The sequence below is a fragment of the Colwellia sp. MB02u-14 genome (assembly GCF_014076915.1).
In the GTDB taxonomy this organism is placed as follows: domain Bacteria; phylum Pseudomonadota; class Gammaproteobacteria; order Enterobacterales; family Alteromonadaceae; genus Colwellia_A.
Genome location: NZ_JACGUX010000047.1, coordinates 26,397 through 51,977, shown reverse-complemented (window position 1 = coordinate 51,977; position 25,581 = coordinate 26,397). Strand labels below are relative to the sequence as shown.

Below are 25,581 nucleotides of genomic sequence, written 5' to 3'. Positions count from 1 at the left end.
CAATCAAGTAGTTGATATTAGAAACTAAAAAAGGCTTGATTCATCATTTATTTCCAGCCTACTAACCATTTATCACTTATTTTTAAATCACGCCAATCTATGGTGTATTCATTGTGGGTCATCACTGCTTCTATAATACAGTGGGTCACTATTTGGTCTTCATCAAACTCAACCTTAGTGATAACAAAATGCTTTTCTTTGTTAACAATATCAACTTTAGTCCATTTGCTGTTAATAAGTGCTTTAGGGTTAACTTTATTCATCTTTACCTTAGTCATTATTTATTCTTTTAAAAAAGAGAGTTTAAATACCGATAATGAAAATTGACCTGCAGTCTTTTTAGTCATTAAAAACCCTACTTCTCTAATTGCTACAGAATTAAGTATCGGCGCACTTTGTATCATTCTTCCTCGAAAACTTGCCTTAAAATCAGCAATTGAGAGCGTAATTTTTTCACGCTTATTAACTATGGTTTTAAAATCATGTTTGTAAGCTAAACGGTAACCATTAATATAAATAACTAGTCTCAATTGATAAGTCTGACCATCACCTTTTACATCAATAACGAGATTTCTAGCACCTTCAGGAAGATTTTCAACAGCACGGAAAACAGAGCTAAACCCTCCATTATTATCAAGTGAGATATTGCCATTAAAAATGCCATGGTCTTTTTCAAAAGTCATATTTCCATTTGATAAGCCTCCCATAACATTGTCATCGGTTACTCGCCAGAGTCCTTTTTCTTGCTTTGAAAAATCAATCATATAAGCCTTTTCATCCAAACTATCGCTTTCAATAACGTATCCATTACCGTTGTTACTATTTGCATAGACACTAAAAAGCATTAATAAACTTAATACCAATCTCATCAGTAAATCTCATTTAAGTATCTGTAGTTAAATATTCATATTGATACGTAGAGTTAACTTTTTAAGATCAAAAGATAAAGAATGAGCTAAAGTTTAACTTCTAACGTATAAAGCCCTAATTAAATTAATAATCAATGAGTCAATAAATACATGCGCATTTTTTTATTTATATTGTTCATCAGCCTAGCATCAGGTTGTAGCACAAAATATACAAATCAATCAGTAACAGGGATGTCTTTCCCTTCGGTTACCGGACAAACATTAGAAGAAAATACGGTAAAGATCCCTGAAGACTTTAACAAAGACTTTACCTTGCTACTCGTTGGGTACAAACAAAATTCACAGTTTGATATCGACCGATGGCTAATTGGTTTAGATATGACAGGGACTAACGTTGATGTTTATGAACTTCCTACCATTCAGGGATTATTCCCAAGGATGTTCAGTACATTTATTGATAACGGTATGCGTGCGGGTATCCCAAAACCCCTTTGGAAAGGAGTGATCACTGTTTACGAAGATGGTGATAAAGTACAAGCTTTTACGGGTAATGAGGCCCCTAATAATGCTAGAGTTCTATTGTTAGACAAAGATGGAATTGTGCTTTATTTTTATGATGATGGTTTCTCAGTTGCAGCACTTAATGAACTTAGAAATCAATTAACGCCTTCAAAATAGTGATAGACACTTTGTAGTAATGGTAAGAAATAATCTCTCAAAGCTATTATTTCTTACCGAATTTCTTTTCTCTCCCCTCTATAACAGATGCTCCCGTCCCTATGACCTCCCAAGAAATTTCAAAGAATATTGTTTTAAAATGAATGGTAAACGAGTGATATTTTTCACTGGCTGTCGCACCATCATGGGGCGTTTACTTAGATTGGTGCATTTATCAAATCCTTTAAGCATATTTATTTTTGCCTATTTAATAAATAATCATTATTTTACAAAAGACTAACAAACAAGTGCTCAGTTGAATTTAAGTGGCATGAGACTTGAACTGTAAACATATGAGTATTTATCTACAGTGAAAATTATGCTTTCAGCTTTTATTGCACACCACAAACTACCTAAAGAATTTGGGCACACCGTAAAGCAGTATTACCGACCACTTGCTGATCGGATATATCGACAATTTAAAAAGAATAACACACCATACTTTGTTGGCATTAATGGCTGTCAAGGTAGTGGAAAGTCGACATTAACCGACTTTATTGCTGAGTATTTAATTGCTAAGTACCAACTGAATGTTGTTGTCATGTCTTTAGATGATTTTTATTTAACCGGTGATAAGCGCAACAAGCTTGCTCATGATGTGCATCCACTATTGGCAACGAGAGGCGTTCCGGGGACTCATGATGTGGTAGCGCTTGAACAAGTACTTGACCAATTAAATACCCAAAAAACCGATTTTCTCATTCCTAAATTCAATAAAGCGACCGATGAACCCTTCCCGAAAGAACAATGGACAGTCATTGAAAAAAACGTTGATATCATTTTATTAGAAGGCTGGTGTTGGGGCGTAACACCGCAAACTCAAGCACAATTAAAGTCACCTATTAATGAACTTGAATTACAACATGACGCAAATGGCCAATGGCGAAATTATGTCAATGAACAACTCAAAAAAGCTTATGCCCCTTTATATAAAAAAATGGACTTTTGGTTAGCACTGCAAGCGCCATCATTTGACTGTGTTTATAAATGGCGATTAGAACAAGAGCAAAAATTACAAGTCAGAAATATTGGTTTAGTAAATTCAAAAGTGATGACTCCAGAAGAAATACTTAATTTCACCCAATATTTTCAAAGGTTAAGTGTGCAAAGCTGTACGAGCATATCACAGTCTGCTGACGCAATTTTTTACTTGAATTATGCTCGTCAGATCACTGAAAAACCAGTGAAGGATGAGCAATGAGCCCATTTGAAATACTGATTTTTAGTGATCTAGATGGCACATTACTGGATCACTTCACTTATCAATCGACAGCAGCGATCCAAACGCTTGAACAATTGAAGCGAGCGAGTATTCCCGTTATTTTAAATACCAGTAAAACATTGGCAGAATTAGCGAGCATTAACAGCAAACTTAAGCTAAATAACCCCTTTATTGTAGAAAATGGCGCTGCGATTTATATACCACTCAATACCTTTGCGAAACAGCCCTCAGACACCGTAATTATTGATAACTATTGGGTAAAATCATTTTGTTTACCAAGACAGCATTGGCTAACGTTGTTGTCTGAACAAACCGATGAATTTAAAAAGTATTATCGAAGTTTTTCGATGATGTCATTGGAAACATTATCCCAAGAAACGGGGTTAACCTTAGCCGAAGCCCAACGTGCTAAGCAAAGGCAATATGGTGAACCTATTCAATGGTTAGGTGATGAAGCCACCAAAAATAAGTTTATAGATCACCTGCTTAATTTAGGCGCGAATGTTGTTCAAGGCGGAAGATTTATTCATATTGGAGGTTACTGTGATAAAGGCCAAGCCCTGATCTGGCTCACTGAACAATATCGAGAAAATGCTAATAATCCTGCAATTATGACCATTGCTTTAGGTGATGGAGAAAATGATAGCCCGATGTTAGAAGCCGCAGATATCGCGGTACAAATTCGTTCACCCGTTCATAATTTCCCCAAGTTATACCGTCAATTTAAAACGACTCGTACTCAATTATATGGTCCACAAGGCTGGGCTGAAGCGATACAAGTGCTTTTAGTAAAGCAACTATCCCATTCAACTAATACATACAATTAATGAAGAGGTAAACCATGGCTGATTTTTATCAAAACGGTACCGTAACAACGTTACATAATTTAGCACAGCGTGAACCAGCAGATATGGCTGCTGAATTATTAGACTTTTCTAAAAAACGCCCTTTAGGGCTTATTTTACCTTCATTGTTTTCTGAATTAGAAGGTGAAGCCTTACCCGATATTATTAATAAAATTAAAGATGTCGAGTATTTGTCTGAGATAGTTATTGGCCTCGACCGAGCCAACCTCAAGCAATACAAACATGCCTTAACTTTTTTTGGACAACTGCCACAGCACCATAGAGTGCTTTGGAATGATGGGCCTAGATTACAAGCGATAGATGAAAAACTACAAGCCCTTGGCCTAGCCCCAAAAGAGTTAGGCAAAGGGCGAAATGTTTGGTATTGCATGGGCTATATTTTGGCTTCGGGTAAAGCTGAATCTATTGCGTTACACGACTGTGATATTTTGACCTATGAACGAGAATTACTCGATAGGCTTCTATATCCAGTGGCGAATCCAATGTTTAACTATGAGTTTGCCAAAGGTTTTTATGCGCGCGTGGCGGGCGGGAAAATAAATGGCCGTGTCTCCCGTCTATTAGTAACACCACTGATTAAAGCGTTGAAAAAAACAGTCGGTCATTGCGACTATTTAGAATACATGGACAGTTTTTTATATCCTTTAGCAGGTGAGTTTTCTTTCCGTCGAGATGTATTAAACGATATTCGTATTCCCAGTGATTGGGGCCTTGAGATAGGCGTGTTATCAGAGATGTATCGCAACTATTCGCCTAACCGTTTATGCCAAGTAGATATAGCCGCAACGTACGATCATAAGCATCAAGATTTATCGTTAGATAATACTGATGGTGGTTTATCAAAAATGTCGATTGATATCAGCAAAGCCTTTATTCGTAAACTTGCTACTCAAGGTGAAACATTCACTGCAGAAAAATTTAGAACATTAAAAGCCACTTACTATCGAATTGCTTTAGATTATGTCGAAACTTATCGAAACGACGCGATGATGAATGGGCTTAAGCTGGATATCCATAATGAAGAAAAAGCGGTTGAGATGTTTGCACAAAATATACTAACCGCCGGCAATACTTTCTTAGATCAACCCATGGACACACCGTTTATTCCTTCTTGGAATAGAGTAGTCAGCGCCATACCTGATATTTTATCGCAACTAAAAGAAGCGGTAGAGTTAGACAATGAAGAATTTAGCCAAGCATTATAGAGAAAGGTGCATTATGCCAACGCCAGTCAATCCGTTAAAACAACCATTAAAAGATAAGTTAGTTCAGCAGCTTGCAACTATTTATCATGATGTTCCACTTGAACAGTCGTTTGATGATATTGCGCAATCCCTGCTTGATATCATGGCGCTATCTCGAAAGGCAGTAATAGCAAAACCTTTCACCAACCATTGGTCAGAAGAAGATATTGTTCTAATCACCTATGGCGACAGCATCATTAAGGCAGATGAAGCACCACTAAAAACCTTAAAAAACTTTGTTGATAATACGCTTAGCAAAACAATTAATAGCGTGCATATCTTACCTTTTTTCCCTTACAGTTCTGACGATGGTTTTTCTGTTATCGATTATTCATCCGTTAACGAATCGTTGGGTGCATGGCAAGATATCACGCAGATAAGTAAAAATTATCGCTTGATGTCTGATCTTGTTATTAATCATTGTTCAAGTCGCAGTGCCTGGTTTGACAATTTTATTAAAGGTGAAGGCCAAGGTAGTGACTTTTTCTTTACTGCACTTCCTGACGATAACTTGTCCGGCGTTGTTCGCCCGAGAACATCTCCACTTTTAAAAGAAGTAGAGACAGGTAAGGGGAAGAAATTCGTTTGGTGCACTTTTAGCCACGACCAAGTTGATTTTGACTTTCGTAATCCTGAAGTATTAAAAGCATTTACCTCAATAATTAAGCAATATATTGATGCAGGAGTACAAATTTTTCGTTTAGATGCCATCGCCTTTTTGTGGAAAGTCGTCGGCACACCCAGTATTAACTTATCTCAAACCCATGAAGTTGTCCGGTTACTCAGAACCCTTATTGAATCAGCAGAACAACACGCCATTATCATTACTGAAACCAATATTCCCAACACACAGAACCTCACTTATTTTGGTAATGCCAACGAAGCCCACGGGATCTATAACTTTTCATTACCGCCGCTGTTGCTAAACACCTTGCTAACCGGTAGTTGTTTATATTTAAAACGTTGGCTTATGAGCATGCCACCTTCGCAAGATGGCACCATGTATTTTAACTTTATAGCTTCGCATGACGGTATTGGGTTACGTCCAGCAGAAGGCTTATTAAGCGAAAGAGAACTTAATACCTTAGTACATACGGTAGAGAGTTTTGGTGGAAAAATATCATGGCGTACCTCAGACACCGGTGAACAAAAAGCCTATGAAATGAATATTGCACTTTATGATGCATTGCAAGGTACGGTGCATGGTAAAGATAAGTGGAATTTTGAACGTTTTATTTGTGCGCACGCGATAATGTTTGCGCTTGAGGGGACCCCTGGGATTTACATACACAGTATGCTGGGGACAAAAAATGATTATCAAAAACTAGCAAACACTCATCACAATCGTTCAATTAACAGACGTCGCTGGCATGTAGATGCTTTAGAAGAAGCTCTTGCTGATAAAGATTTACACCACGCTAAAGTACTTTCAACCCTAAAGTCTTTATTGGACATAAGAATTAAACAATCAGCTTTTCACCCAAATGCAACGCAATTCACGTTGCACTTAGGCTTACAACTGTTTGGTTTTTGGCGGCAAAGTAAAGACAGAAAACAAAGTGTATTTTGTGTGAGTAATATATCTGACCAACCTGTTGTATTGCCATTAAGTGAGCTAAATTTAATTATTACCGACTCTTGGCTTGAACTCATTACCCATGAAAAAATAACAGAGTTAACACAAGAACTGGTATTAACACCCTATCAAACAGTATGGATATCAAATATCTAAGGTGGAAGGTGAAATGAATACGCTAGACTCAATAAAAACAACTTCTAGGATAACGCTGGATTAACAACGACCCATTATTTTGCACCTCATGGGGAATTTAAATTACACGTGAGTAATAATATAATTATCGCGCGCTTAACGGGTTCCTGGAATAAAGAGTGAGCAAGAGTTTTTTAGCAGCATTTACAGCACAAGTAAAACTATTGGATAAACCTTCATGGGGACACTTGGTATTTCTCAATGATTGGGAAATTAGCGTACCTGAAATTTTTCCTGTTGTTACTGATTTAACAACCTTTTGTATTCATAATGGTTTAGAGAAATCAGCTCAGGTTTACAGTAAATCGATTTTAAAAAAAATGTATCTCGATAAAATGGTTATTAAGATACATGGCAACTTTGAAAGACGAGTTTTTCTGATGCTGATATGGCAGTAAACTGGCGCAAAGGCTACGGCTTTACTTAGCAAAAAAGCTTAGCTGCACACAATCGAGTATAAATAACGTCAGTGACTGCAGATAGCTATTAGAAATTTTTCGTAAATAGTAGCAGCAGATTTATACTGGTCTCATTGTCGACTAAAGGGCTTTGGGTAATACTTTCATCAAACCAAGTATACTCAATATTCAACCGTGTATAGCCACCGAATAAAATAGGCGTAGCGATTGAAAGCCCTGCACTTTTATTAAGTGCGCTTTTACCGCTGTAAACAGTTCTGTCTTGATTAATTTCATACTTTGATACGCCATAATAATAATCAACATGATCTTTATCTAATAAACTCAATGAGATTGAAGGCTCAAGGAATACAGGGCCAAACTTGTAAATACGGCCAAAACTCGATTTGATTTCAAAACCATTCGATCTATTTAACATATCAAACATCGACGAGATCCCAATCTTCCAATCATTTTTTTGATAATCGACACTAACACCCGCATCTAAAGAATTCTTTCTTTTTTCCATTCCTTTGAAAATATAACTGTCAGATTCATCAAACCCCTGAAACCTTGGTGATAGCTTCGCAGATACTGTAAAACGATTAACTTCTTTTAACTTATAACTTACAAAAGGCCCAAATATCGATAAATTTTCTCCTTTGTAACCAATCAAAGGAAGAGGCATCGTACGTGAGCTATAACCTTTGTATATTTCTTTGTTGACGCTAAGACCAACACCATATAAAAAACCCGGGGTTTTTTCTCGCGTTACTGAGGCTATTTGCTGCTCTGAGAAGGTGTAAAAAGGCAGAAAAAATAGACTTAATATTAAGATTTTATGGATGTTTTTCATTATTTAATTATCATCATTTATCCTTATAATTAATAAATTATACGTTTTAAATTGAAATTAGGTTTAATTTATCGCTAAATTATCTTAGTAACCTGTAATGATGATTAAAAAGGTGCAATCACTTGATTGAAAATATCATATCAGCAAAATATACCCATAGAATTTATTATTAGTGCAAACAACGATTAAAATATGTCCGCAGGTGATCGCGACTCGTGCTAATTACGTACCTATATGTAGAAAGACAATAAGGTAAAATTGAAATGCAACACTTCAGTCATGACGAACTGCTACACATGAACGCTCGCTACCGTGCTCAACTAGTTAATAGTTTGTCTGGTTTTAAGAGTGCTAACCTCATTGGTACGCGCAACGAGAAAAACCAAAACAACTTGGCGATGTTCAGTTCTGTTGTTCACCTTGGTTCGTCTCCAGCACTGGTCGGCTTTATTACCCGACCAGACAGTGTACAAAGACATACACTAGAGAATATCCTACAAACTAAACAATTTACGATAAACCAAGTCAGTGAGGGTTTCTGGCAAGAAGCGCATCAAACCTCGGCTCGGTATGACGCTGACCAGTGTGAGTTCGAACAAACGGGCTTAACCCCCTATGATATTGACGGTATCGAAGTACCTTTTGTTAAGGAGAGCCGACTGAAATACGCGTTAATACTACGCGATATAGTGCCTATTCAACTCAATGGTACCCAATTAGTTATTGGTGAAATAACAGATATACTTTGTGAAGCAGCAGCGCTTAAAAAAGACGGTTACATTGATATCGAGTCATTAAATACGGTTGCAATATCAGGTTTAGACGGTTACCACAAAAGTCAGCGATTATCTCGGTTGAGTTATGCCAAACCTGAGTGTCTGCCATCAAAAATACCTCTTGACGGTCAATAGCTAAACGGTAATTAATGCAAAGATTACCTAATATTTAAGGAAGAAAAATGAAAGTTTGGCAACTACTTGGGTACCTGGGTTTACTTCCTTTTATAGCCTTTTTATATTTAAGCGTTAATGCGGAAAACCCAAATATTACGGCTCAACAGGCTTTTGTAGCATACAGCGCTATTATTGTTAGTTTTATTGCAGGTACATTATGGCGTAAAGACGACCACCATATAAGTCAGCAAATAACAAGTAATACATTAAGCTTAATGGCATTTTCATCCTTACTTATTGCACCTGACCTTGCGCTGATTATTTTAGTATTTAGTTTTTTATTCCTGTTTATTTACGAACAAAAGTCAGCTAAGGATACTCAACAGAATACTCTGAACGCAAATTATATGAGAATGCGATTTTGGCTAACATTGATTGTTGTTTCACTCCATATTACAGCTTACTTTTTATGGTTTTATTAACATAAACACACAACAAAATTTAGGAATCCCCATGCTAACAATATTTTATGATGGCAATTGCCCAATGTGTGCAACTGAGATGATTCACCTCAAAAGATACGATCAAGATAACGTCATCTTTTTGGTGGATATTCACCAGAAAAATTTTCAATCACTCTACCCTAGGATTGACTTTTCGGCTGCAATGAAAATATTACATGCAACATTCAATGGCAAAGTGTTACTGGGATTAGAAGTAACACATCGCGCTTGGACACTTGTTGGTAAAGGCTTTTGGGTAGCACCACTTAATTGGCCAGTATTTAAAACATTAAGTCACTGGATTTACTTAGGGCTCGCAAAATATCGTCATCAAATATCTGCGCTTCTCGCCAAAATTTTTGGCATAAAAACCACAAACTGTAATTCTGGAACTTGTTATGATAAATCAACTAACACTGATCATTGGCGCAAATAGCGACATTGGCAAAGCACTCGCGACCCAAATAAACAACACAGCTGACACTGGGCTTGTGCTTATTAGTCGAGAGGTGAATAATGAAGAAAAATTTGTTAATGAACTTAACGCTAAATACATAAAAGTAAAAGATTATCAGCCGCAATCAATTGATATAGCTGTAGCCGAAATAGCGGCCCATAGTGACCTGCCAATAAGCCAGGTTTTTATTTGTAATGGCATACTTCATAGTGAAGATTTTCAGCCTGAAAAGCGTCTAGAGGACTTCGATGCCCAAGCATTTCATCAAGTGATTAGTGCAAACACACTAACACCGATGTTATGGGTACAAAAGTTGACACCAATACTGACAAGGAAGTCACCCTGTAAATTTGTAGTATTTAGTGCCCGAGTTGGCAGCATAAGTGATAATAACTTAGGGGGTTGGTACAGCTATAGAGCTTCAAAAGCAGCACTAAATATGATGCTTAAAACTGCCTCAATAGAGTTGGCGAGAAGAGCAAAAAATATAAAACTTATTTCGTTCCATCCCGGTACTACAGACACGCCTTTATCTAAACCATTTCAGAAAAATGTTCCACCAGAAAAGCTTTTTACCAGCGAATTTGTTGCTAAACAACTACTGAACATTGTAGAGAATACACCAATAGATAATACGTTGAGTTATCTTGATTGGGAGGGTAAGTCTATAAATTGGTAATAGAAAGAAAAGGTAAATTGTAAATGAAAACGGCAAGTACAAATTGCCGTTTTTAATTAAAGTTACTAGCTAACAGTAAATTTATTCGCTATTTTATGGAAGGATTCAAGTGTGTCTTTATGTTCATATTCTATGGAAAACCTGCCATGAAATAGCAAGGTTATTGTTAAATCTTTATAACCCAACCAACAAGTATAGCCATCAAAGTCGTGCCACGCCTTAATACCCGAATGCTTATATACACCATCGAGTTTAATTCCCTCTTTGGTGACAAAATCATAAATTTCTAAAAAATCTCTAAGTGTTAATTGTCTATCTTTCATCAGTTAAAACTTAATCATTTGGCTGCAGCGACCACTACTGCTGCTGGTACCACACATTTCATCATAGGCTGATTGATACTCTAGTGCGGCGTTAAATATATTATTATCTCTCAGGTAATTTTTAGCTTCAACTAAAGACCCCATTACAGCAACATCTTTAGATTGGTTTAAACCAATAAAATTATTGAGTGAATCAACAGACCCAACAAGATAGTGAGTCGATTCGGCTACACCAATAATAGTAGGTATCGTAACTTGGCTACTGCTAGTTAATGTATTTATCATAATAAACCTCCACATTACATTCAATTATCTAATACGATTGTCTAACGATTAAAGATCAACGTTTGGTTAGATTTATAAATATGCCTTGAGATTTAGTTCAGTGACTACGGTTTCAGGGACATCATAAATGCACAAAAATCGATAGCTGATCTTTTTTAGTCATTTTACTAACAACCAGCATATATGACTTGTCGATTATCCGTTAAAGACCGCCTTGTGGAACTGAATCGCCTAAAATAACACGGTTCCCATTCTTTTTATTGATGTAATCGCTACCGCTATTATTTTAAATACCACTAAAAATAATAGCGGTAGGCTAATTGGTATTGGCGTTCAATAAGTTCAACCGCTTGGTGCTCGTAATGGCGTGAAGGCCTATCTGATTTGAGCCAGTTATATTCTACCATTACAAAGCTATGTTGGGTTAATTTGTAACGATACGCAAGAGAAGCTCCGTTACCACTCTCATTATTGTTGTCACCCAAAGTATCATCTCGATCATCAACATCAAAATGTTCTAACCTAAATGCCAAGTGACTGCTCTGCCATTTTTTTCTAATGAGCACAAAAGCATTATTGAATTTTCCGTTAACAATATCTACACCGTATGGAGATTTCATATCAGTATTACCTTGCATATATTGTCCGATAATTTCCCATTGAGGCGCTACTTTATATTTAATGCCTAAGTGGCTAAATGTTGTCGTCCAAGTATATTGACCTTCTTCCACCAGCCCTTCTTCTGCTTGGTTATCATAGAAACCTAAATTTACTTTTAGTGCATTTTGATAGCGCCATGTCACCGAAAAGTGACCTCCCAACCGATTATCTAGCTCAATAAAAGGATCCGAGTTCGCCGCTTGCTCCGATAAGGTTGCATTGCGGGCAGGAAAGTTTTGTACCGTAAGTTTTTCTTGTAATAAGGTTTGCCTACTACCCATTGTCCAACCATGCCACGTTAACATAGCGCCAGCACTGTCGTTATTTTGAAATAAAGCAAAATCCATAGAAAATGTATGTGGTGATTTGGTTGCTTTACCCAATTTTTCTATTGTAAAATTTATGCCTGTACTTCTTAATTCTTCACCAATCCAATTATTTAGGCTGCTAGACGCTAGCGTATAAGGTGTTGACCATGCTGTTGAGACATTTTCCATACTAATTTGAGGATAAAAAACACCTATTTTGGATTTAATGCGCCAGCCTTGAACATTTGGTAAACCTTTATATTGTAAATAACCTTCCGTTAGCCCTATGTTGATATTTTCTTTGTCAGCAAACGCATTCGCGACAATCATCGCAGACCAGTTATTATCCCAACTCAATTGATATTGCAAACCTAATTGCCCCAACGCTAGCCCACTACCAGCATTATACCTGAACTTACCATACCCACCTTGAAGGTAGCTTTGTGCATGACGGGTGTTATTTACATAATAAGCACGAACATCAATAATACCTTTAAAGGTTGATTCTGCGCTCCAAATCTTCGAACTAATAAGGATGAGAACGATAGCTAGCGAAGATTTTAACATTTAAGCCTCTATTCTATTGATATTATAAGATGTATTTTCCATCCATAAATTTAATGTATCGACAGGTAATGGTTTACTTATAAAGAATCCTTGGGCCAACTCGCAACCTAGAGATTTAAGCCAGAGTAAAGTGGGTTCATCTTCAATTCCTTCTGCCACAACAGAAAGTCCTAAATTGTGGGCTAACTCTAACGTTGAATGGACAATTATTTTATCGCTTTCATCCGTTGATAAATTTTGCACAAATGAGCGATCAATTTTTAACTCCTGTACCGGTAATTGTTTCAACTGCGCTAGAGACGAATACCCCGTGCCATAATCGTCAATTGACAATTTAAAACCTTGTTCACTTAAATAAGATAAAATTTCAGTCGCTTTTTCAGGGTCGGCTACGACTGCATCTTCAGTAACCTCTAACGTTATTGCGTTATCAGATAATTGATATTGTTGTTTTAGTGCTATAACGAAATCAGGATATGATTTATCTAAAATATTTTCGGCTGAAATATTAATAGCAATGCTGATATCTACTCCTTGATTTCGCCACTTCACGTATTGGTTAATTGCCGCTGTTGTTACCCACCGAGTTAGCGCCCCCATTTGTCCTGTTTTTTCAGCGATGCTGATAAATGAATCGGGTGGGATCAGCCCTTTATCCGGATGTTGCCAACGCACTAAAGCTTCAACATGACTAATTGTCATTGTGTCCAAAGTCATTTTTGGTTGATAAAATAATACCAATTCGTTCTGCTCTATCGCTTTCTTTAAACTGTTGGTCAAAAACAAGCGTTCAAGTGCATTGATATCAAATTGTGGCTCGTAAATTTGAAAACTCTTCTTATTCTTTTTTGCATACTGCAAAGCAACATTACTTTTTTGTAATAATTCATCGACATTATGCCCATTATGTAATGTAGAAACAGCCACACCAATAACAAACTGTAAGTGCAGACTAATGCTCTCAAACTGACATTGAATGTTCAATTCAGCTAGCAACTGTTCAATTAACGGTGACACGGATTGGTTTTCAACGAGCAATACAAAGTTTTCATTACCTAAATGAAAACAGGCAATCGGTAATTGGCTTTTCAACATCCGATTCGAAACTTGCAATACCACATCGTCACTCACTTTATATCCAAGAGTGTCGGTAATATCTGCTGCACCTATGAAACAAGTTTGGATCACGAGAAAATCGAGGTTGCTTACTTTTCGCTTATTCAATTCATTGATGAGTGCATTTCTATTAGGTAATTTCGAAAGTGGGTCATGAAATGCTTGAAAACTAATGGTTTCTTCTCTTGATACAATGGCCTTAGTCATATGATTAAATTCGTTTGATAACTGATAAAGCTCCTCACTTCCTTCAACCGCTACATTGCCATCATAATCACCATGGGTAATCGCTTTTACTTGGCTAACCAATTGCGTAATAGGTCGGGTAATACTTTTGGCTATAGCTAACGCACTAATAATGGAGAGTACCAGTGTCAAAGTAATCAATAGCACCAGATTTTCCCACTGCACACCGACTGTTTTCAAAACATCAACTTTTGACTTAAATAACAAAGCGATGAGTTTATCACTGCCAACTGAGCCAAGAGAATATTGCTGATAAATATAGTGTTTCTCTGTTTTTTTTATGATCGCTGAAAACAAATTGCTATCTATGGGATAACGTTCTTCGGCTGAATTCGCAGTAATTAGATAACCTGTATCAGATTCAATAGCGAAAGCGATATTGACATCTGTTAGCCTGGCGAGCTCTTGTGCCAATTCGGTGTCAATTAAATAACCAAAACCAATCCAGCCAATTGTACGATCGCCACTTTTAATGGCAGCTAAACTTAACTGATACAACTGACCATTAAGCTTAACTAGTTGGGCATTGTCTTCGTCAATGAAATCATTTTGTTGATCAAATAGCTGACCTTGCCCTGCGCCAATTTTAACTTTCTCTTTGCCATCTGGTGTTTTATAAGTCACTAATTGTGCAAACACAATACCATCCATATCGAATGCCATGGCAAGATTACTGTTAATCCTTTTTCGGTGATTATTAAGTGCAATTAAGAAGCTTTTATTATCTTCTTCTAGAACAGATTTTAAGCCATAATCTTTAGCTGCAGTTTCTGCAAACGCCGATAAATAATAACGTCGATTGTTTATTTGAGTTTTAAAAACATTTGTCGCATTGATAATACGATTGTTTAATTGAGTACGCTCTAATTTTTGACTCGCTTGATAAGTTGAAAAAAATGACACTAATTGCACAATTAGCAATAGAAATATGAATAGAATAAGTATTTTACTTTGCAAACTACGTACTTTTAAAAGCTTCATTTGATATTAGTACTCTTCTATAAAATTGAATTCATCTTGCCCTTTTTGTTCAGGTATAGGTAATAATTTTTTTGGCAGTGCAATTGTCACATTATTAATAGAATTATCAACAGTAACTAATTGACTGATCGTATTATTTTCGACATCTAATTGCGGGTGCCATGCTGTAATTACATATTCACCGGTATGAGGCAGGGTAAAGGTTAGTTGTCCCAAATCATCTGTTTTTCCATAATACGGTGTATCAACCACTAAAGTATAGCCGCTCATCCAGTCATGTATATTACAACCCATCGCTATTTCTTCCGCTACTAGCATAGGTTCGGTCATTTGTTCTACACCAGATTGAATCTTAAATTCGAAGCGATTTTCACCCGATACCGAATATATATGATGAGTTATATCATCTTGATTAACAAATTTAATCGCCTGCCCTTTTTGTAGCACCGTTATATAAGGCGAGAATTTTTTATCTTTTTGGTTGATTAAAAGTGCATTAGTATTAAGAGGTAAATGTTTAATCCCCTCAATTGGTCGAGCGTATACAACAATATCATTGATATCCTTATCCCGAGTATCAATAACGTTAACGATTAATTGACTCGATAATACATCAAACATAACCAACATTGCCGTAGTCATTAAAAATAAATATTTCAACTTTTTTCCTTCACATTAAATAGCGTTTTCTAATCCCTATTAGTTAAGCATAAACCACGAAAGATAGAAAAAAACTTTAAGGCAAATGGTCACTTATTAACTAGAACGGTAATAGTAAAATAAAATTACCATTTAAGGTAAATACTTGTTCAAAATAAACTACTTATTCGATTGTTGCAATCATCAAAGGTGGAGAAAAATAGATGCCTGATCTTTTTTCGTCATTTTACTAACAACCAGTATATATGATTTATCAATCATCCGTTCAAGCTCGCCTTGTGAAATTGAATCGTCTAAAATGACACTGTTACAATTTTTTTATTCATGTGATATCCAGAGATAATCGCGGGAAAAATATCACGTATTATTTCGGCTTCGCTTGGCCCACACTTTATATTCATCCAAAAGTATTGCTTGGCTTGGTTATCAACGTTGGCACTTTTAGCCGTAGAGCCATGAGCAATTGTCGCAAACATTTTATTTTTTACGTTAAAGACTTTAATATCATCACCAAAAGGATAATAAAGTGAGGCGACTGGCTTTGCTAATAAATAGTGTTCAACCTCTTACTCGTTCAAGCTACTTATTGAAGTTTATCTCCCTATTTATAACACTTTACTTCTCAATCAACTTTAGCCTATCAGTAAATAGACGTTTCAGCCTTGTCAGTTAGCTACAAAGCTTGCTAACAAGTATTTTGCTCAAAAAAATACCGATAAATAAATTATCGGTATTTAATAAGCAACAACCTAAGTTCAATTAATAATAAGAAACCTGCGTAGGTATTGTTAAAATACTTTTTCCAAAACGTTTTAACCAATAATATATCGCCGCAAAAACACCAATAACGACCAATATACTAACGCCCGCTGACAACGGATTATCAATAAAGGTAGCCACTTGGTAAGTGAATGTAGCCGCCAAATAGGCAAGTGAAAAACTCCATAAAGCTGCAAAGGAAGCCCAACGAGTTCCTACTTCACTTTTAATTGCACCCATTGCCGCTGCGCAAGGTGTATACAGTAGAATAAATAACAGGTAACTAAATGCCCCAATTTTTCCGGCAAATGCCGCTTGCATAACCGTAAAGGTTCCCTCGTTAACACCCTGTTGTTCTGCTGCAGTATGTAAGTTTGATACATCTCCAATATCAGTTCCTAAAGGGTCGTCAGCTTGAATACCTAATAAGTTTTCTTTTATTGAATCTATTGCATCATTCCACAGTTCAGGCATCGATTTTAATGCCTCGTTCTCAGCATTTGTATCAGTATACAAACTATTAAAAGTAGCCACTAGCGCTTCTTTGGCAAACAAACCCGTAATAATACCGACACTTGCTTGCCAGTTGTCTTCCTTAATTCCCATCGGTGCAAGTAAAGGGGTAACAACCTGAGCACTTTTACTTAATACAGACTCTTGAGAGTCTTGGTGACCAAACTGACCATCAGTACCTAATGAGTTAAAGAAGTTAAGGACACAAACCACTAAAACAATCGTCTTACCCGCTCCCAAAATAAATGAACGAGTACGTTGCCACACACGATGTACAAGATAAGAAAGTTTAGGTATTTCATAAAGCGGTAATTCCATAATATTAACAGAGTTTTTACCCATTAATACCGTATGCTTTAATAAGAAGCCGGTAAAAAGAGCCGCGGCTATTCCGATTAAATACAGTAGGAAAACTAAGTTTTGACCTGAGTCAGGAAAAAATGCAGCCGCAAATAACGCATATACGGGTAAACGCGCACCACATGACATAAACGGCGACATCATTATCGTAGTGATACGTTCACGCTCACTGTCAAGAATTCGTGCTGACATAACCGCAGGAACAGTACAACCAAAACCAACAATTAAAGGGACAAAAGCTTTGCCGGGTAAACCAATTTTTTGCATAGCACTGTCAACAACAAAGGCAGCACGCGCCAAGTAACCACTACTTTCTAAAATCGATAAACCAATAAATAAACAAGCGATAATCGGAATAAAGGTGGCAACGGTTTGAATACCTAAACCAGCGCCTTCAATGAGAGTGAGCAGCCACTGAGGTAAATCAAAACTGGATAAAAAATGTAGAGGGTAATCAACAAAAATAGCGCCAGCTAAAATATCAAAAAAATCAATAAAAGCACTACCTACATTAATAGCAAACATAAACAATAAGTACATCATACCCAGGAAAACAGGAACACCTAACCAAGGGTGAAGAATAAAATGGTCAAGGCGATCACTCAAACTTATCGCAGGTTCTTTTTTTGAGTGTGGCAGAGTTTTTTTAATATCAATTAATAATTGCTGAATGAATTCATAGCGCGCCTGCATAATACTAATAGCATCAGTATTCGTTTGCTGACAAGCACCTTGATCATTACAAGAGCCACATTCAAGGTCAATCAAGGCTTCAGTTGAATTTTGATCAGCAAGTTTACTAACAATGCTTGCTGATAAAATTAATTTTTTAGGACGTTGAGTCGCTTTAGGTAATTCAAGTAAAGCCTCTTCAACTTTCTTTAAAGTATCTTTAGCTAAACTATTGGCAATAATAACTTTACAGCCCAGTTCTTTGGCTAAAATATCGGTGTTAACTGTTTGAGCTTCTTTGCGATCTGATTTATTGATAACCAGTAATAAGGGTAAACCGAGTTCAAGTAATTGTGTGGTTAAATACAGTTGGCGCTTTAATTGCGTCGCATCAACAACATTGATCAAACAATCAATGCCTTTATTTTTAAGAAAGTCTTGGGTAATAGTCAGATCTTTACTTTGCTCAGCTCGGGTTGCAAGAGAGCTAATACCAGGTAAGTCTGAGAGTAAAACTTGATTATTATTAAATGAAAAATGATGCTGCTTTGTCGCTACAGTAACACCAGTCCAGTTTCCAGTCTGTTGTTTCGCACCCGTTAAGGCATTAAAAAAAGTGCTTTTTCCTGAGTTGGCAAAACCAACTAGAGCCAAATGTAAAGCTTGTGACATTAGACTATTTCTATACCTATTTGTTGAGCAATACTAGGCGCTAAACAAATCTTAGTACCATGAAGGTGAAAGGCAAGTGGCCCATTAAATGGAGCTTTATGGGCTAATGATATTTCAGTTTTCAACGCAAATCCTTGCTCGATTAACTTTGACGTTAAATCGAAATTTGTCGGTAACGTTCTGATCACCGCTCGCTGGGTACGCGTTAATTGTGAAAGGGTCATAAACAACAACTCAAATAATAATGATTATCATTTAATTCTACTTTACTATTAACTTTTCAGCAAGCGTATATGACAGCGGAATTGATCTAAATCAGTAAATAATAATCTATCCACTAATTTACTTTCAAATTTCATTAGCTAACAAACGATCTATATTCTTAGTATAAAAAACATGAGTCGCTTTTTATGTGCATTTCCCCTAGACAAGAAAATCTACAACCGTAAATGTGCTCCCACGTGTCGATGGTATGATGGCATCAATAGTTAAAGAAGCCCGTCATCGTTTTACTGTAAGCTCTATTGATGCCTTCAAAAAATTAATTCTGGTCATGAGTAAAAAATCAGTCATTTAACAGCCATGTCTTTATTGACTCTTCACCAAGCAAGCCACTTTTACCCTGAAATTTTCCCGCTTTATTCACAAAGTAACTACGTGGTAACTCTCCATACCAGTTAGGATCAATTTGATAACGGTTTTTGTCCGCCTGCCCGTCAACAAAATAAAAATTTTCATAGGGTTGCATGTTATAAAAAGCTAGTATCTGCTTACGTTCAAACTGAATGCCGCGATTGTCATCTGTATTAATGAAAACAATATTTAATGCTGTACTTTTTTCTGTTTCTTGAATGGCCTGAATAAGTTTTAACTCTTTAAAACACGCTGGACAATCTAATGACCACAAAACTAATAACCAACGCTTTCCTAACTTCCGCTGTTTTAAGTCTTTCAAAGCCTCATCACTAATAGGTTGAAGGCTAAAAGACTTCAATTTAGGAACTTGATTTTGTGCTTGTGAAACGCTACAAGACATCATAAAAAAAACTAAACATGCACAGATAAATTTACTCATAACGCGCTGAACCAATGCCCTTGCTTAGGACGTTGCCATGAAACATAACTCACCTTGCCTTTTTTTATAATAAAAGGACGATCAGCACCATTTTTTGCTTTAGCTAATACCACTACGTAACTAAAGGACTCTCCATTATTGGTTGAACGCTGGTGCATTAATTGATGTTCAACACCATTAAATTGTGTCCAAACAATATCGATATTGTCGTTATTTTTATTCAAATGTGGATGCGATGCCTGCGCAGAAAAATCCCCCACTGAAATAGGCTTAGTCAATGTATTACCTTGGTCAACACTCGACGCATAAAAAATACCTTTACCTACATCACCTTGATTAAACCACACCATATGGTAGCGGTTTTTGTCATCAATACTTATCGCCCCACCTTGATGAGGGCAGCCATTTATTTGCCAGTGATCGTAACTTATTTGATAAGGCTGCTTAGGTTTATCTTCATCGTGGCCCATTGTTAACAAAGCAAATTCACGAATATTATCGCCATATATTTGTCGCCAAAAAATAGCCAGTTCGCCTTGCTGATTAAAATCCATAGCGATCCGACAACAAACACACGTATCATTTGCTAACGGTTGGTTAGTAAAAATAACTGCACTATTATTCTTGGTGCTTCTAAGATTAGCTTGTCCTAAATAAAGTGCTGACCCTTTTGATTTTTTACCTGTTTTACGCTGTTGATGGGAAAGGCGACCATCGAGCCAAACGATGCTAACGTCACCATTGTCATTAACCAGCATTTCATTAAAACTATGTCCGGCTAATAAATTATCATTGTTCACCGTAATAGGTTGCGTAAACTTTTTTCCGTAATCATCTGAATAACTAAAGCGCACATCTGCGGTGTATTTTTTCTCTCGTGCCATTGCCCACGACAAGTAAACACCACCGATATTATCAAATGCTATTTTGGGACGATTCTCGTTCCTAGCTGATATTTTTTCAGCAGGTATATCTAATACGTTATGTGGTGAGAACGTTGTACCGTTATCTTGGGATATTTGAGCGATTAATTTGTCTTGGTTTACCCATAATCGCCATAAATCACCATTAGGTGCAAATGCCGACGTCACCGTTTTTGCACACGCAATCTCAGCATCATTACATTTATTATCTACAGTGACTTTTTTTTGTTTAGCCATCATCGCTTGGTGATCATGTTCGGCCGCAAAAGTTTGCGTATTAGGCAACCAAGCAATGGCTAAAAAAACAACCACTAAACTAAAGCGCTTCTGAAAATTTTTCATTGTTAACTTTCCTATTACCATTGGTAATTTAATCCAAAATAAACAGTGCGAGGCGCACCCGGTGAGTACGTAGTTTTTCCATAACGATAAGAAGCCTCTTGTGCATACTCTTTATCGCTTAAATTTAATAACCGTGCATGCAGAGCAAGTTTTTTAGATACTTGGTAGCGTGCTTTTAGATTGATGATTGTGTAACCCTGATAAATTCTGTCATTGCCTTCATCATCTCGGCTGCTGGCATCATCTAGCCAATATTTACCAATCGACTGAACCTCTAACATACTGATAAATCGTAATAAAAGTGATGGCTGATAACGTAAACGTACATTCACAATATAATCAGGCGCCATCGCCATTTCATTGCCTGAATACTCATCATGTTGATCAAATTCATGTTTTGCTTGGGTGTAAGCTGTACTGAGGTTAAATTTTTCAGAAATTTGCCACAACATTGCCGCTTCAAAACCTTGATGAATAACACGACTTGCGTTAGTTAAATAACGTTGCCCTGCATCGTTGTACGCCTGAACAATACCGTCATCAACATCCATATAATAAACAGCGAAATCAAAATTAACCTTTTCTAAATTAACTTTGTAGCCAAGCTCAAAGGTGTTTGAAACTTCTGGATCAACAGCTTTAGCATTGCCATCATCTTTAGTCGTTAAATGATAAAGACTACTCGCCGTTGGTAAGCGAAAACTATTCGCATAACGTAAATAAAGACTACTATCGTCACCCAAATGGTAATTCAAACTTGCTTTTGGGCTTAAATGAGTAAAGTCGTCATCACGATTTTCTAGACTTAAATGACCGTGACCAATATCTCCGTAAAGACTAAGATTATTATCGAATTCGTATTGAGCGTAATCGTAACGTGCTCCTAAGGTTAGATCGAGATTATCGCTTAACGTACGTGTATGCTGAATGTAAGGTGATAACCCCAAATATTTTGTGGTATCGTCATAGAATTTCTCACCTTTAGTAAAAGTGTCAGCCCCCCAACCTGATGTAGTAAAATCAAGTGGTTGGTATGACAACTGCCTCCCTTCAGTGAATTCGATATCGGTACCAATAATCGTTTCACTACCATCATGATGTTCAAAACTAGCTAATGCCAGTAAACCAAATGTTTTAACCTCAGATTCAACTTTTGGCATGTTTTGGTTCCATGTTGCGGTGTAATCATTAGTACGAGAGCGATAATAAGGAATAACTGAATAAAAGTAATTACCGTCAGTTTTATCCCATTGTGCTGAAAGTCGCATATATGCTGTTTTTCTTAATGGATCACTGGCTAATACTTCTTCAGATAGACCTGAATGGGTTTTATCAGTTTTATATAAGTCTTCGCTTAAGCTCGCCGCCATTTCCTGTTCTAAATCAGAAATAACAAACGAGGTGACTAAATGTTCATTGCTTGAGATTTCAAGTTCGTGGCGAAAAGTGACTTCTGCTCTTTTTGAACCGGTATGTTCACGCCAGCCTTCATTGTTTAAATAAGAACCGGCTAACGTAAAGCCTTGCTCATCTGAAATTGTATTGCTGTGATTTAACTGTATTTTTGAATACTTGTCTTCATCTAACATTAAGTCCATAGACGTTTCAGCTTGTTCAGCAACATCAGCAGATAATATATTAATGGTCGCCGCAACAGCACCTGAACCATAAAGCGCAGTACCCGCTCCCTTTAAGACTTCCATGCGCGACACATTTGAATTAAAACTCGACCACCATAAGGCGTTATGATTAAAAAAAGCAGGAGACTGCAGTGGAATATTATCTTGTAAATACAAGTAATAACCGCTGGTGTTTATTGGCATACGAATAGAGGCTTTATGCCCTTGCCCACCAGAAAGTTGGTCGATGAATACGCCTGAAAGGCTATTCAAAGATTCTGCAACATGTTGCCCGTTATCAATAGCTAACTCTTCTTTGCCGATACTGTGTACTGACATGGCGAGATCGGTATCAAGGGACTCTTTGCGGTTTGCGGTCACGGTAATTCGTTCTAAATCGTTCAATTCAACTTTTGTCGCACGTGTTTCAGCTGCTAAAGAGGTACCGCATTGGCTAATGAACAGTGTAAAAATTGATATTTTTGTTGTGGTTTTCATAACTTCTTTTTATTTTATAACCAAAGATATTTAAAGTTATAGTAATGAAATTTAAGGGGTTTGTAGTGTGACTAAATGTCGCAGTTTACGTTTTAGTAACAAGTTTTTTTGATATGAATCAAGAGTCAAAGAGATAAAAATTAATAGTCAATGAAAGGCCTTCCCCATAAGCTATATTCACTTATCGGTAAGCGCCAATGTTTATCATTATTTCAGTGTTAGCAGGTTAAAAGCTGTATGTCACTTCAGCCCAACCACTTGTACCTTCAGCAGGTAAACGATCCCTCAGTGTAATTTCACTGCCTTTCACTCGGTTATAGCCACCTAAATGATTTTGGTATTCTTTATCCAGCAGGTTATCAATACAAAACGAAGGGTTAATTCATTATTAACGTAATACTGCGCATCTATATTGACGACACCATAACCTGCACTTACTTTTTACAGATTTGTTAATGAAACATTTTTTATGCCGACGCGATAACTAAAGCTGCGTTTGCTGACCAATTTTCAGTAAAATAACTGGCACTTAACTGGCCATTTAATGGCGCAATACGAGACAAGTTGTCGTTAATATCACGACGCTCAGCGCGAACATAACTGACTACTGCTGATAGCTGAATGTGATTATTGACACAGTAATGACCGTTTACATCTGAGCCATCATTTTTTCTGACATATCTAGTGGTGTACCTTGAATGTAGTTATCAATGTTTTGATAAAAAAGATGAGGCGCAATCATCACTTTTTTTGGGGGGGTAAGTGAAACCAATATCCGCTTGATAAGCCATTTCACTTTTAAGATTTATATCACCAATATAAGTGTTACCGTCAGCTAAGCCAACCGTTGACTCCATAGGTGTTAAAAGATAAAGCTCTTGATATGATGGCGCACAGTTTTTAAACATCCCCCCATATGCAGTGATAATTCTTTTTCCATACTTAACGCGATATCGAGATGAGTGTCAGCTACACTTCGGTCGCTATGATTAAAGTTATCACGTAAGTTTTTGGCTAAATCAGCCATACTAGGCATCGTTGAACTCATACCAGAATTGATTGCATTCATAGTGCTCGAAATAGACATCATCATGGCCATTGATGTTGCTACTTATCCAGCATCAGATTCTGCTCTTTTTAAGCGTGCCCTAACTGAATTTTAGTATCACTATAGGTTTCTGCCACGGGGCAAATAGTCCAAAGCGGTTATCTTTAACATCATTAAAGTTAACCACTGCAAACATTGCGTTGTTTGGATTCGTGATCACAGAGTCGTGTTCAGCTAAATATTCACCTAAACCGAATGATAAATCACCAGAAGAAAACGCTTTACCAATCGTAAATTTAAAATTAGTCGTCATGCCTGTAGGGGTATTGCGACGATATTTTTCAGGGTTACTGTTAAGTCGCATGTCAAAATCAGTTATGCCATAATCCGCACCGGTATAATCTAATAACCAGTCTGCTTAACAGTCTGCGGGCATAAAAGTACCGCCTAAACTTGCTCTATGACTATAAATATATTCAATATCCATCGGTAATGCTGGCGTACCTAAGTCGTGTGTGTCGGTATAATGGTAACTAAAACCGGTTTCACTCGCAGCGCCAACATAACCCAAATCAGCACCCAACTGACGTTTAGCATAAACTGTTGGTAATATTTTTTACCATCACCACTTTCAATGCTGTTACCTTCCTGCAAATTGGCGTAAAAAAAACTACCTAAATTACCTTTAGCAATATTAATGACTGAGGATAACGTTTGTGCTTCGTTGTTACTTCTTGCTCAAACTTGTAAATCCCCATCTACAGTTAATTTGTCACTATTATGTGATTCTTCTGTACGAATTTTGACATTAATAGCACCGCCAATAGTGTTAATACCTGCAAAAACAGGGGCAATACTCAAATATACGGTCATTGGCTCGACAATAAGTGGCGTCGAATAACTGAGTGGCGTATCCATAGCGTTCCGCCCTACGCCAATAACGGCTTGACCATCAAGGGTAGTGGAAATGCGATCACCGTATAATCCACGATATTATGTAATACCTGTTACAGGTCTATTTCTATTAACATTTGCACCGGGCACCGACATTAGCCAACGAACTAAGTCTGGCTCAGTCATTTTACCTTGTGCATCGCTTTCATTATTTTCAACACCAAGATGGTGGCGCTGGTTAGTAATGGTGATCACTTCTATATCATCTATAATGCCTTCACTCACATTTGGAGCAACCATATTATTAGTAAAAACATTGACTGAACAAAGGCTACTAGCAAGAAGAACAGAACTTACCGCAAAAAATAATTTTATTGAAAACGTCATAGGTATTTCACTTGTTTCTATTTAAATATAGAAAATGGATATAACGTTATTCTGCTAGCTAGAGCTTTTAAAAACTAATTTAAACAATGGGGTGCTACGTGTTATAGCAATAAAAGCCAATTATTTTATCTAAATCAAACGAACCGCTAATAAATTTTAAAAAATAAATATAAATAACTGTAAATAAAGAAATAAGTG

Annotated in this window: 29 protein-coding genes; 10 read left to right on the top strand and 19 right to left on the bottom strand. The window is 36.8% G+C overall.

All coding sequences use genetic code 11. The features are described from left to right. Positions 1 to 47: 47 nt before the first annotated feature. Positions 48 to 263: a TIGR02450 family Trp-rich protein gene (locus H4J52_RS03380; RefSeq protein WP_182179287.1), complete on the bottom strand. Its 216-nt coding sequence runs from the start codon at positions 261 to 263 to the stop codon at positions 48 to 50. A gap of 18 nt (positions 264 to 281) precedes the next feature. Further along, entirely contained in the window at positions 282 to 869 is a 588-nt protein-coding gene (locus tag H4J52_RS03375) for a CIA30 family protein (protein WP_259366536.1), read from the bottom strand. A gap of 150 nt (positions 870 to 1,019) precedes the next feature. Between H4J52_RS03375 and H4J52_RS03370 the strand changes: the two genes are divergently transcribed. From H4J52_RS03370 to H4J52_RS03345, 6 genes are all read left to right on the top strand, one after another. After that, positions 1,020 to 1,547: a hypothetical protein gene (locus H4J52_RS03370; protein ID WP_182179028.1), complete on the top strand. Its 528-nt coding sequence runs from the start codon at positions 1,020 to 1,022 to the stop codon at positions 1,545 to 1,547. Positions 1,548 to 1,905: 358 nt separating this feature from the next. Further along, positions 1,906 to 2,787 carry a kinase gene (locus tag H4J52_RS03365; protein WP_182224227.1) on the top strand — a complete coding sequence of 294 codons (882 nt, stop codon included), beginning with the start codon at positions 1,906 to 1,908 and terminating at the stop codon, positions 2,785 to 2,787. After that, positions 2,784 to 3,635: a mannosyl-3-phosphoglycerate phosphatase gene (locus tag H4J52_RS03360; RefSeq protein WP_182179024.1), complete on the top strand. Its 852-nt coding sequence runs from the start codon at positions 2,784 to 2,786 to the stop codon at positions 3,633 to 3,635. Before H4J52_RS03365 ends, H4J52_RS03360 begins: the two co-directional genes overlap by 4 nt. Positions 3,636 to 3,649: 14 nt before the next feature. After that, positions 3,650 to 4,879, top strand: a complete 1,230-nt coding sequence (locus H4J52_RS03355) for a glycosyl transferase (protein ID WP_182179022.1) — start codon at positions 3,650 to 3,652, stop codon at positions 4,877 to 4,879. 13 nt (positions 4,880 to 4,892) lie between these two features. Beyond that, positions 4,893 to 6,650, top strand: coding sequence for an alpha-amylase family glycosyl hydrolase (locus tag H4J52_RS03350; RefSeq protein WP_182179020.1), 1,758 nt, complete (start codon positions 4,893 to 4,895; stop codon positions 6,648 to 6,650). A 158-nt stretch (positions 6,651 to 6,808) separates the two neighbouring features. Continuing rightward, positions 6,809 to 7,087: a hypothetical protein gene (locus H4J52_RS03345; protein WP_182179018.1), complete on the top strand. Its 279-nt coding sequence runs from the start codon at positions 6,809 to 6,811 to the stop codon at positions 7,085 to 7,087. Between the two features lie 88 nt (positions 7,088 to 7,175). Here the strand turns inward: H4J52_RS03345 and H4J52_RS03340 are convergent, their stop codons facing one another. Then, entirely contained in the window at positions 7,176 to 7,943 is a 768-nt protein-coding gene (locus H4J52_RS03340; protein WP_182224226.1) for a MipA/OmpV family protein, read from the bottom strand. Between the two features lie 263 nt (positions 7,944 to 8,206). Between H4J52_RS03340 and H4J52_RS03335 the strand changes: the two genes are divergently transcribed. From H4J52_RS03335 to H4J52_RS03320, 4 genes are read left to right on the top strand one after another with little or no spacing between them, the layout of a single operon-like run. After that, on the top strand, positions 8,207 to 8,854 hold the full coding sequence (locus H4J52_RS03335; protein WP_182179014.1) for a flavin reductase family protein: 648 nt from the start codon (positions 8,207 to 8,209) through the stop codon (positions 8,852 to 8,854). 47 nt (positions 8,855 to 8,901) lie between these two features. Next, positions 8,902 to 9,318: a DUF3429 domain-containing protein gene (locus H4J52_RS03330; protein ID WP_182179012.1), complete on the top strand. Its 417-nt coding sequence runs from the start codon at positions 8,902 to 8,904 to the stop codon at positions 9,316 to 9,318. A gap of 31 nt (positions 9,319 to 9,349) precedes the next feature. Continuing rightward, positions 9,350 to 9,775 (top strand): thiol-disulfide oxidoreductase DCC family protein, encoded by a 426-nt coding sequence (locus tag H4J52_RS03325; RefSeq protein WP_182179010.1) that lies wholly within the window; start codon positions 9,350 to 9,352, stop codon positions 9,773 to 9,775. Continuing rightward, the gene (locus tag H4J52_RS03320) at positions 9,738 to 10,475 is read left to right on the top strand and encodes an SDR family NAD(P)-dependent oxidoreductase (protein ID WP_182179008.1); all 738 of its coding nucleotides are present in this window, start codon (positions 9,738 to 9,740) and stop codon (positions 10,473 to 10,475) included. Before H4J52_RS03325 ends, H4J52_RS03320 begins: the two co-directional genes overlap by 38 nt. Positions 10,476 to 10,540: 65 nt before the next feature. Here H4J52_RS03320 and H4J52_RS03315 read toward each other — a convergent pair whose 3' ends face one another. The 16 genes from H4J52_RS03315 to H4J52_RS03240 all read right to left on the bottom strand — a co-directional run bounded on the left by H4J52_RS03315 (position 10,541) and on the right by H4J52_RS03240 (position 25,383). Then, a complete protein-coding gene (locus tag H4J52_RS03315; protein WP_182179006.1) occupies positions 10,541 to 10,798 on the bottom strand; it encodes a DUF3081 family protein in 258 nt (85 codons plus the stop codon). 3 nt (positions 10,799 to 10,801) lie between these two features. Beyond that, positions 10,802 to 11,083 carry a DUF6482 family protein gene (locus H4J52_RS03310; protein ID WP_182179004.1) on the bottom strand — a complete coding sequence of 94 codons (282 nt, stop codon included), beginning with the start codon at positions 11,081 to 11,083 and terminating at the stop codon, positions 10,802 to 10,804. Between the two features lie 296 nt (positions 11,084 to 11,379). Further along, a complete protein-coding gene (locus tag H4J52_RS03305; protein WP_182224225.1) occupies positions 11,380 to 12,618 on the bottom strand; it encodes an outer membrane beta-barrel protein in 1,239 nt (412 codons plus the stop codon). Further along, on the bottom strand, positions 12,619 to 14,961 hold the full coding sequence (locus H4J52_RS03300) for an EAL domain-containing protein (RefSeq protein WP_182179001.1): 2,343 nt from the start codon (positions 14,959 to 14,961) through the stop codon (positions 12,619 to 12,621). A 6-nt stretch (positions 14,962 to 14,967) separates the two neighbouring features. Next, a complete protein-coding gene (locus H4J52_RS03295) occupies positions 14,968 to 15,621 on the bottom strand; it encodes a hypothetical protein (RefSeq protein ID WP_182178999.1) in 654 nt (217 codons plus the stop codon). A gap of 293 nt (positions 15,622 to 15,914) precedes the next feature. Then, entirely contained in the window at positions 15,915 to 16,124 is a 210-nt protein-coding gene (locus tag H4J52_RS20235; protein WP_310649637.1) for an MmcQ/YjbR family DNA-binding protein, read from the bottom strand. A gap of 256 nt (positions 16,125 to 16,380) precedes the next feature. Continuing rightward, on the bottom strand, positions 16,381 to 18,597 hold the full coding sequence (feoB, locus tag H4J52_RS03285) for a ferrous iron transport protein B (protein ID WP_182178997.1): 2,217 nt from the start codon (positions 18,595 to 18,597) through the stop codon (positions 16,381 to 16,383). Further along, the gene (locus H4J52_RS03280) at positions 18,597 to 18,821 is read right to left on the bottom strand and encodes a FeoA family protein (protein WP_070375663.1); all 225 of its coding nucleotides are present in this window, start codon (positions 18,819 to 18,821) and stop codon (positions 18,597 to 18,599) included. Before H4J52_RS03280 ends, feoB begins: the two co-directional genes overlap by 1 nt. Positions 18,822 to 19,162: 341 nt before the next feature. Next, a complete protein-coding gene (locus H4J52_RS03275) occupies positions 19,163 to 19,672 on the bottom strand; it encodes a redoxin domain-containing protein (protein ID WP_182224224.1) in 510 nt (169 codons plus the stop codon). After that, positions 19,669 to 20,937, bottom strand: a complete 1,269-nt coding sequence (locus tag H4J52_RS03270; RefSeq protein WP_259367807.1) for an exo-alpha-sialidase — start codon at positions 20,935 to 20,937, stop codon at positions 19,669 to 19,671. Before H4J52_RS03270 ends, H4J52_RS03275 begins: the two co-directional genes overlap by 4 nt. A gap of 14 nt (positions 20,938 to 20,951) precedes the next feature. Then, a complete protein-coding gene (locus tag H4J52_RS03265; RefSeq protein WP_182224222.1) occupies positions 20,952 to 23,054 on the bottom strand; it encodes a TonB-dependent receptor in 2,103 nt (700 codons plus the stop codon). An 862-nt stretch (positions 23,055 to 23,916) separates the two neighbouring features. Next, entirely contained in the window at positions 23,917 to 24,123 is a 207-nt protein-coding gene (locus H4J52_RS03260) for a hypothetical protein (protein ID WP_182178989.1), read from the bottom strand. Positions 24,124 to 24,202: 79 nt separating this feature from the next. Next, positions 24,203 to 24,466, bottom strand: coding sequence for a hypothetical protein (locus H4J52_RS03255; protein WP_182178987.1), 264 nt, complete (start codon positions 24,464 to 24,466; stop codon positions 24,203 to 24,205). Between the two features lie 54 nt (positions 24,467 to 24,520). After that, complete coding sequence (locus H4J52_RS03250) at positions 24,521 to 24,673, bottom strand: hypothetical protein (protein WP_182178985.1); 153 nt, start codon at positions 24,671 to 24,673, stop codon at positions 24,521 to 24,523. Between the two features lie 167 nt (positions 24,674 to 24,840). Further along, entirely contained in the window at positions 24,841 to 25,020 is a 180-nt protein-coding gene (locus tag H4J52_RS03245; protein ID WP_182178983.1) for a hypothetical protein, read from the bottom strand. Between the two features lie 75 nt (positions 25,021 to 25,095). Next, positions 25,096 to 25,383 carry a hypothetical protein gene (locus tag H4J52_RS03240; RefSeq protein ID WP_182178981.1) on the bottom strand — a complete coding sequence of 96 codons (288 nt, stop codon included), beginning with the start codon at positions 25,381 to 25,383 and terminating at the stop codon, positions 25,096 to 25,098. Positions 25,384 to 25,581: the final 198 nt, after the last annotated feature.

Coding starts and splice junctions, on each gene's coding strand:
- H4J52_RS03380 (WP_182179287.1), bottom strand. CDS start 263: ATGAATAAAGTTAACCCTAAAGCACTTATTAACAGCAAATGGACTAAA.
- H4J52_RS03375 (WP_259366536.1), bottom strand. CDS start 869: ATGAGATTGGTATTAAGTTTATTAATGCTTTTTAGTGTCTATGCAAAT.
- H4J52_RS03370 (WP_182179028.1), top strand. CDS start 1,020: ATGCGCATTTTTTTATTTATATTGTTCATCAGCCTAGCATCAGGTTGT.
- H4J52_RS03365 (WP_182224227.1), top strand. CDS start 1,906: ATGCTTTCAGCTTTTATTGCACACCACAAACTACCTAAAGAATTTGGG.
- H4J52_RS03360 (WP_182179024.1), top strand. CDS start 2,784: ATGAGCCCATTTGAAATACTGATTTTTAGTGATCTAGATGGCACATTA.
- H4J52_RS03355 (WP_182179022.1), top strand. CDS start 3,650: ATGGCTGATTTTTATCAAAACGGTACCGTAACAACGTTACATAATTTA.
- H4J52_RS03350 (WP_182179020.1), top strand. CDS start 4,893: ATGCCAACGCCAGTCAATCCGTTAAAACAACCATTAAAAGATAAGTTA.
- H4J52_RS03340 (WP_182224226.1), bottom strand. CDS start 7,943: ATGAAAAACATCCATAAAATCTTAATATTAAGTCTATTTTTTCTGCCT.
- H4J52_RS03335 (WP_182179014.1), top strand. CDS start 8,207: ATGCAACACTTCAGTCATGACGAACTGCTACACATGAACGCTCGCTAC.
- H4J52_RS03330 (WP_182179012.1), top strand. CDS start 8,902: ATGAAAGTTTGGCAACTACTTGGGTACCTGGGTTTACTTCCTTTTATA.
- H4J52_RS03325 (WP_182179010.1), top strand. CDS start 9,350: ATGCTAACAATATTTTATGATGGCAATTGCCCAATGTGTGCAACTGAG.
- H4J52_RS03320 (WP_182179008.1), top strand. CDS start 9,738: ATGATAAATCAACTAACACTGATCATTGGCGCAAATAGCGACATTGGC.
- H4J52_RS03315 (WP_182179006.1), bottom strand. CDS start 10,798: ATGAAAGATAGACAATTAACACTTAGAGATTTTTTAGAAATTTATGAT.
- H4J52_RS03310 (WP_182179004.1), bottom strand. CDS start 11,083: ATGATAAATACATTAACTAGCAGTAGCCAAGTTACGATACCTACTATT.
- H4J52_RS03305 (WP_182224225.1), bottom strand. CDS start 12,618: ATGTTAAAATCTTCGCTAGCTATCGTTCTCATCCTTATTAGTTCGAAG.
- H4J52_RS03300 (WP_182179001.1), bottom strand. CDS start 14,961: ATGAAGCTTTTAAAAGTACGTAGTTTGCAAAGTAAAATACTTATTCTA.
- feoB (WP_182178997.1), bottom strand. CDS start 18,597: ATGTCACAAGCTTTACATTTGGCTCTAGTTGGTTTTGCCAACTCAGGA.
- H4J52_RS03280 (WP_070375663.1), bottom strand. CDS start 18,821: ATGACCCTTTCACAATTAACGCGTACCCAGCGAGCGGTGATCAGAACG.
- H4J52_RS03275 (WP_182224224.1), bottom strand. CDS start 19,672: ATGAGTAAATTTATCTGTGCATGTTTAGTTTTTTTTATGATGTCTTGT.
- H4J52_RS03270 (WP_259367807.1), bottom strand. CDS start 20,937: ATGAAAAATTTTCAGAAGCGCTTTAGTTTAGTGGTTGTTTTTTTAGCC.
- H4J52_RS03265 (WP_182224222.1), bottom strand. CDS start 23,054: ATGAAAACCACAACAAAAATATCAATTTTTACACTGTTCATTAGCCAA.
- H4J52_RS03260 (WP_182178989.1), bottom strand. CDS start 24,123: ATGAATGCAATCAATTCTGGTATGAGTTCAACGATGCCTAGTATGGCT.
- H4J52_RS03255 (WP_182178987.1), bottom strand. CDS start 24,466: ATGCGACTTAACAGTAACCCTGAAAAATATCGTCGCAATACCCCTACA.
- H4J52_RS03245 (WP_182178983.1), bottom strand. CDS start 25,020: ATGGATACGCCACTCAGTTATTCGACGCCACTTATTGTCGAGCCAATG.
- H4J52_RS03240 (WP_182178981.1), bottom strand. CDS start 25,383: ATGACGTTTTCAATAAAATTATTTTTTGCGGTAAGTTCTGTTCTTCTT.